Here is a 7,113-nt window from a genome sequence, read left to right on the forward strand (position 1 = left end):
GGGCGCCCGCACCATTGACGGCGCGGGCGCCCGGGAGCGCTAGAGCTCCGCCTCGATCAGATCCGCCGCCCGCCGGGCCCCGCCCTCGGCGCGCGTCCGCGCCTTCAACTCGGCGCACCTGCGCGCGACATCCGGGTCCGCGGTCAGCTCCAGCAGCGCGGCACGCAGCGCGTCGCCCGTCGCCTCCGGTGTGTCCAGGCGCCGCGCGACCCCGAGCTCCACCAGCCGGTCCGCGTTCATCGGCTGCTCCGCGCCCTGCGGCACGGCGATCATCGGCACACCGGCGAAGAGGCCCTCGCCGCTGCTGCCCATGCCCGCATGCGTGACGAACGCGTCGGCCTGCTCCAGGACGGCCACCTGCGGCGCCCAGGAACGGACTTCGATGTTCCGAGGAACGTCACCGCCCAGCTCCGCGGGGTCCACGTGCTTGCCGATCTGCAGCACGACGTGCCACCCGGGCAGATCCCCGAAGGCGGCCACGCACTGCCGGTAGAACTCCGGCTGCACGGTGTACGCCGAACCGAGCGAGACCAGGAGCACCTTCTCCGCGCCCTCGGGCCGCGTCCAGGTGTCCCGCCGCGCCCGGTCGCCGAGGCAGGGTCCGACGAAGTCGACCCGCGCGGGGTCGACGGTGTCGGCGTGGGGCTGCATGGCCCGCGGGATGGTGGCGAGGGCCCGCGGCGGCACGCCGGAGAACTCCCCGACGTCCAGCGTGGTGGCCCCGCACCCGGCGAGCCACTCCTTGAACCGGGCCTCCAGGGCGTCGGCGCCCGGCAGCCGGGCGAGGTGCGCGCCGACCTCCTCCTGATAGCTGCCCCAGGCCACGAAGGTCGGTGACAGCTGTACGAGGGGCCGCCCCTGCGCCTCGGCGAGCGCACGGGCGACGTACGCGCCGATGTCGTACAGATACAGGTCCGCGGGGTCGTCGTCGTACGCCGCGTGGAGCTGCGGAAGCACCGCCGTCGCGTCGTCGAGGAAGAGCGAGCTGGCCTCGATCGGGTCCTCGGGCCAGATGTTGTCGCGGAACGGGAGCGTCGAGGTGTACGGGACGAGTTCGGCGCCGGTGGGCTCGATGAGACCGGCGGTCGCGGGGTCGTTGGCGTACGTCACGCGGTGGCCGCGCGCGACCAGTTCACGGATGACTTCGAGACCGGGCAGCACGTGGCTGACCATCGGGACGCCGACCATGGCGATGTGGGCAGGGCGGCGGGAGAGCCGACGAGGCATGGGTGTTCCTCCAGGAACAGAGAGCTACGGATGCGAAACGCATGCGGAAGAAGACACGGCGGCCCGCCGCCACGGCCCCTCAAGGGGCGGGCGGGGGCCAGGAGGCCGTGTCAGCCGTAGATCTGCGCGATGGAGTCCATGCGGGGGACCCTAGCCCGGCACGCGGCGGTCAGTCGAACGAATAAGCGTCGACCTCGGCGAGGTACTTCGCCCGCAGCGCCTCGTCCGCCGCGTCCCGGTCGAGGAAGCTCGCCAGGAAGGAGTTGCGGGCGAGCGTGCGCAGCCGCTCCCGGTCGAGTCCGAGGGCCTCGCGCACGGCGTGGAAGTTGTCGTCGGCGTACCCCCCGAAGTAGGCGGGGTCGTCGGAGTTGACCGTGCACATGAGACCGGCGTCCAGCATCTGCGGCAGCGGGTGCTCCTCCAGGACGTCGATGGCGCGCAGCCGGACGTTGGAGAGCGGGCAGAGCGTGAGCGGCACGCGGTCGCGGACCAGGCGCGCCACGAGCTCCGGGTCCTCCATGCAGCGCAGCCCGTGGTCGATGCGCTCGACGCCCAGGACGTCGAGGGCCTCCGTGATGTACGCGGGCGGGCCCTCCTCCCCCGCGTGGGCGACGAGCCTGAGGCCGCGCGCGGCGGCCGCCTCGTACACCTTCCGGAACTTGGCCGGGGGGTGGCCGACCTCGGCCGAGTCGAGGCCGATGCCGATGATGCGGTGGAGGTGGGGCTCGGCGGCCGTCAGCGTCTCCAGCGCGGAGTCGGCGGACTGGTCGCGCAGGAAGCACATGATGAGGCGCGTGGAGATGCCGTGCCGCTCCTCGCTGCGGTCCAGGGCGCGGGAGAGCCCCTCGACGACGGTGCCGATGGGGATGCCGCGCGCCGTGTGCGCCTGCGGGTCGAAGAAGATCTCCGCGTGCCGGACGCCCTGTTCGGCGGCGCGGGCGAGGTAGGCGTCCGCGAGCTCCTCGAAGTCGGCCTCGGTGCGCAGCACGGCCATGAGGCTGTAGTAGAGGTTCAGGAAGGTCTGGAGGTCGTCGAAGAGGTAGGCCTTGCGGAGCTCTTCGGTGTCGGCGTACGGCAGTTCGACGCCGTTGCGCGCGGCGAGCGCGAAGGCGAGCTCGGGCTCGAGGGTGCCTTCGATGTGGAGGTGGAGTTCGGCCTTGGGGATCGGCATGGTGCGGTCTCGCTCAGTTCTGTGGTGGTACTCAGGTTCGTTTGGGCAGGGGGACGCGCAACAGGTCGCGGGCGACGGTGAGTTCACCGTCGAAGCCCGCGGCGCGGGCCTGCCTCTCATAGGCGTCCGGGTCGGGGTAGCGCTGGCTGAAGTGGGTGAGGACGAGGTGGCGCACGCCCGCGTCGACGGCGACGCGGGCGGCCTGGCCCGCGGTCAAGTGGCCGTGATCGGTGGCCAGTCGCTCGTCCTCGTCGAGGAACGTCGACTCGATGACGAGCATGTCGCAGCCCTCGGCGAGCGCGTGCACGCCGTCGCAGAGCCGGGTGTCCATCACGAAGGCGAACCGCTGGCCGCGCCGGACCTCGCTGACCTCTTCGAGGGTCACGCCGCCGAGGCGGCCCTCCTTCTGCAGCCGGCCGACGTCCGGCCCCTTGATGCCGTGCTCGGCGAGCAGCCGGGGCAGCATCCGGCGCCCGTCGGGCTCGGTGAGGCGGTAGCCGTACGACTCGACGGGGTGGGAGAGCTTCATCGCGTCGAGGGTGTACGACGGCGTGACGTCCAGGGGGCCGTCCTCGGCGACCGGCGCCTCGGTGAGCCGCACGGTCTCGCGGTAGGCCGTCGCGTACCGCAGGCGGTCGAAGAAGCGCTGTCCCGACGCCGGGTAGTGGGCGGTGACGGGGTGCGGGACCCGGTCGAGGTTGATGCGCTGGATCACCCCGGCCAGGCCCAGGGAGTGGTCGCCGTGGAAGTGCGTGACGCAGATCCGGTGCAGGTCGTGGGCGGCGACCCCGGCGCGCAGCATCTGGCGCTGCGTGCCCTCGCCGGGGTCGAACATGATGCCCTGGCCGTCCCAGAGCAGGACGTAGCCGTTGTGGTTGCGGTGCCGGGTGGGGACCTGGCTGGCGGTGCCGAGCACCACCAGTTCACGTGCGGACAAGGAGGGCGGTCCCCGCTATCCGGGCGGCCACTGGAGGCCGCGGCCGCCCAGGACGTGCGCGTGCGCGTGGAAGACGGTCTGGCCCGCGCCGGTCCCCGTGTTGAAGACGATGCGGTAGCTGTCGGCCTTCTCCTCGGCGGCGACCTCGCCCGCCTCCCGCAGCACGTCCGCGGCGATCTTCGGCTCGGCGGCGGCCAGCGACGCGGCGTCCGGGTAGTGCACCTTGGGGATCACCAGGACGTGGGTCGGCGCCTGCGGGTTGATGTCGCGGAAGGCCACGGTCGTCTCGGTCTCCCGGACGACGGTCGCCGGCACGTCACCCGCGACGATCTTGCAGAACAGGCAGTCGCTTTGCGCTTCGCCCGCCATGGGCCGCCTCCTAGAACGGAACGATCAGTACGTTCGGCATGCTATCGGCCGTGCCCCGGCGGGCCGGGGCGCGGTCGACGCGGCAGGGCCATCGGGACGAGGCCGACGGGGCGAGGTCACTGTGTGCCCGGCAGCTCAGGTGCCGTCTTCGCCGGGTTCTCCGCCAGCGCGGCCAGCGCGATCCGGACCGCCTCGTCCAACTGCGGGTCACGGCCCGCCGCGTAGTCGTCCGGGGTGGTGACGACCTCCACGTCCGGGTCGACCCCGTGGTTCTCGACGCCCCACCCCTCGCCCTCCAGCCAGAACGCGTACTTCGGCTGCGTCACCAGCGTCCCGTCGACCAGGCGGTAGCGGCTGTCGATGCCGATGACACCGCCCCAGGTGCGCGTGCCCACCACGGGCCCGATGCCGAGCGCCCTGATCGCGGCGTTGACGATGTCGCCGTCGGAACCGGAGAACTCGTTGGCCACGGCGACGACCGGGCCGCGCGGCGCGTCCATCGGATAGCTGAGCGGACGCGAGCCGCGGGGCAGGTCCCAGCCGACGACGCGGCGCGCCAGCTTCTCCACGACGAGCTGCGAGGTGTGCCCGCCGCGGTTCTCCCTGACGTCCACGACCAGGCCCTCGCGGGCGACCTCGACGCGCAGGTCGCGGTGGATCTGTGCCCAGCCTGGAGCCTGCATGTCGGGCACGTGGAGGTAGCCGAGGCGGCCCCCCGAGTGCTCGTGGACGTACGCCCGCCGGTCGGCGACCCAGGCGTGGTAGCGCAGCGGCTCCTCGTCGTCGACGGGGATCACCACGGCGTGCCGGGCGTCGCCGCCGCCGGACGGCGAGATCGTCAGCTCCACGGGCTTGCCCGCGGTGCCCACGAGCAGCGGCCCCGGTCCGGTGACCGGGTCCACGGGGCGGCCGTTGACCTCGATGACCGCGTCACCGGTGCGGACCGCCACGCCGGGCGCGGCGAGCGGCGACTGCGCGGACGGGTCGGACGTCTCCGAGGGCAGGATCCGGCCGATGCGCCACAGGCCGTCCTCGCCGGGCGCGAGGTCCGCGCCGAGGAGCCCCTGCCGGTGCGCCCCGCCCCCGCCGCCGCCCGGTGTGACGTAGGCGTGCGAGGTGCCGAGCTCGCCGTGCACCTCCCAGAGCAGGTCGACGAGGTCGTCGTGGGTGGCGACGCGGGCCAGGACGGGGCGGTAGCGCTCCAAGACGGCGCTCCAGTCGACGCCGCCCATGTCGGGACGCCAGAAGTTGTCCCGCATGAGGCGGCCCGTCTCGTCGTACATCTGGCGCCACTCGGCGGCCGGGTCGACGGTGTGCCGGACCCGGGAGAGGTCGACGGTGATGTTCGAGTCGCTGTCCTCGTCGCCGGAGGCGCGCCGGTCGCTGGGCACGACCTTCAGCTTGCCGTCGGTCCACAGCAGGATCCGCTTGCCGTCGCCGTTGACCGAGAAGTGGTCGGCGTCCGCGGCGAGTTCCTCGACGCGGTGCTGCGCGAAGTCGTACCGCTCCAGCTCGGTCCTCGGGTCCGGGTCGTGCGGGGTGGCGCGGGAGGCGCCGAGGACGCCGCGCACCGGGTGCCGCAGCCAGAGCAGGCCGTCCTTCGCGGCCCGCAGCGTGCTGTAGCGGGCGGCCTCGACGGGGAACGGCACGATGCGGTCGGCGAGGCCGTCGAAGTCGATGCGGGTGACGGGCGCGCCCTCGCTGTCGGGCGTCTCGGTGCCGTCCTGCGCGTCGAAGGGCCTGCCGTGCCGCTGCGGCCCGAACGGGGACGGCGTGGTCGCGGCGAGCGTGATCAGGTGCGGCCGGGAGCCGCCGACGAAGGCGAGGTCGAAGACGTGCTCGTCGTAGACCGGGTCGAAGGCGCGGGCGGAGAGGAACGCGAGGTGCTTGCCGTCGAGGGTGAACGCGGGCGCGTAGTCGCGGAAGCGCAGCGGGGTCGCCTCGGCCACCGACAGGTCGGCGGTGTTGGCGAGCTTCAGCTGGCGCAGCGGGCGCGGCCCGGGGTGCGACCAGGCGAGCCAGGCGGAGTCGGGCGAGAAGACGAGCCCGGTGGCCTCGCCGTCGTCGCTGCGGTCGACCTCGCGGACCTCGCCGCTCTCGCGCTCGACGAGCAGCACCCGGCCGTCGTGCGAGGCGACGGCGGCGCGGGAGCCGTCCGGGGCCATGGCGAGCCCGAGGACCCGGCCGAGCTGCCCGGCGGCGAGCCTGCGCGGGGTGGCGCCGGGCGCGGGGCCGGTGGCGGGCGCGAACTCCAGGGCCTCGTCGCCCTCGGCGTCCGTGACCCATACGACGTGCTCCTCGCCCTGCACGCGGAAGGTGCGGGGCAGCCTGGCGCGCACCCCGTGCTCGGCGGCGAGGGCGCGGGCGGGGCCTTCGCGGTGCGTGACCCAGTGCACCGAGCCGCGCACGGAGACGGCGCTGCCGCGCCCGGTGTGGTCGGGCGCGGCGGCCCCGAACCAGCGGGCGGCGGTCACGGGATGCGGCTGCAGATCGGTGCGCTGCCCGCCGAGCCGGACGTCGACGCGGCGCGGCTCGGCGTCCGACAGGTCGTCCAGGAGCCAGAGTTCACCGGCGGACATGTAGACGACGCGGGTGCCGTCGGTGGCCGCGTGGCGCGCGTAGAAGTGGTCGAGCGGCGTGTGGCGGCGCAGGTCGGAGCCGTCGGGCAGGGAGGAGTAGAGGGCGCCGACGCCTTCGTGGTCGGAGAGGAAGGCGATGCGCTCGCCGACGACGAGCGGATACTCGATGTTGCCGTCGACCTCTTCGTGCACCCGCACGAACGAAGCCGCACCGCCGACGGGGGCCTCGCCTTCCGCGCGGGGTTCCCCGTCACCACGCGCCTCTCCACCACCGCGAAGCTCCTCGCCACCGCGGGCCTCTCCACCACCGCGAAGCTCCTCGCCACCGCGGGCCTCTCCACCGCCCTGGGCCTCTGCATCACCACGGATCTCCCCGCCACCGCGAGCCTCCCCGTCACCACGGACCCCTCCGTCCCCCGGCGACGCCCCCTCACCACGGGCCACCGTGTCCCCCTCGGCCCGTCGGATCCACAACTTCCCCGCCGTGCCGCCCCGGTACCGCTTCCACCAGGCCGCCTCGCGCCCCATCGGGGCGGAGAGCAGCAGGACCTGGCCGTCGGGGCCATGGGCGGCGTCGCCGACCAGGCCGTACGGCAGCGTGGCCGCGGGCCCGCCGTCCAGCGGCACGGCCCGTGCCCAGCTGCGGCGCATCGAGGCCTGTCCCGCCGCGCTGACCGCGAGGACCTTCCCGTCGGGGGTCCATCCGCGCACGGCGGTGCGCCAACTGCCCCAGTACGTCAGCCTCTTGGACGGCCCGCCATCGACGGGCGCGATGTGCACCTCGGGGGCCCCGTCGCGGGTGGAGGTCCAGGCGACGGTCGTGCCGTCGG

Annotated in this window: 5 protein-coding genes; all 5 read right to left on the reverse strand. The window is 73.8% G+C overall.

Annotation, left to right across the window (positions count from 1 at the left end):
• Window positions 1–39: 39 nt before the first annotated feature.
• The gene (locus tag AOK03_RS17770; protein ID WP_341845813.1) at window positions 40–1,227 is read right to left on the reverse strand and encodes a macrolide family glycosyltransferase; all 1,188 of its coding nucleotides are present in this window, start codon (window positions 1,225–1,227) and stop codon (window positions 40–42) included.
• 169 nt (window positions 1,228–1,396) lie between these two features.
• A complete protein-coding gene (locus AOK03_RS17775) occupies window positions 1,397–2,398 on the reverse strand; it encodes an adenosine deaminase (protein ID WP_055566262.1) in 1,002 nt (333 codons plus the stop codon).
• Between the two features lie 31 nt (window positions 2,399–2,429).
• Entirely contained in the window at window positions 2,430–3,335 is a 906-nt protein-coding gene (locus tag AOK03_RS17780; protein ID WP_055566263.1) for a ribonuclease Z, read from the reverse strand.
• Window positions 3,336–3,350: 15 nt separating this feature from the next.
• Window positions 3,351–3,704, reverse strand: a complete 354-nt coding sequence (locus AOK03_RS17785; protein WP_055566264.1) for a histidine triad nucleotide-binding protein — start codon at window positions 3,702–3,704, stop codon at window positions 3,351–3,353.
• Window positions 3,705–3,820: 116 nt separating this feature from the next.
• A partial coding sequence (locus AOK03_RS17790; RefSeq protein ID WP_055566265.1) for a S41 family peptidase occupies window positions 3,821–7,113 on the reverse strand: 3,293 nt, incomplete at its 5' end.

Origin of the sequence: Streptomyces atriruber (assembly GCF_001418325.1) — a bacterium.
Lineage (GTDB): Bacteria > Actinomycetota > Actinomycetes > Streptomycetales > Streptomycetaceae > Streptomyces > Streptomyces atriruber.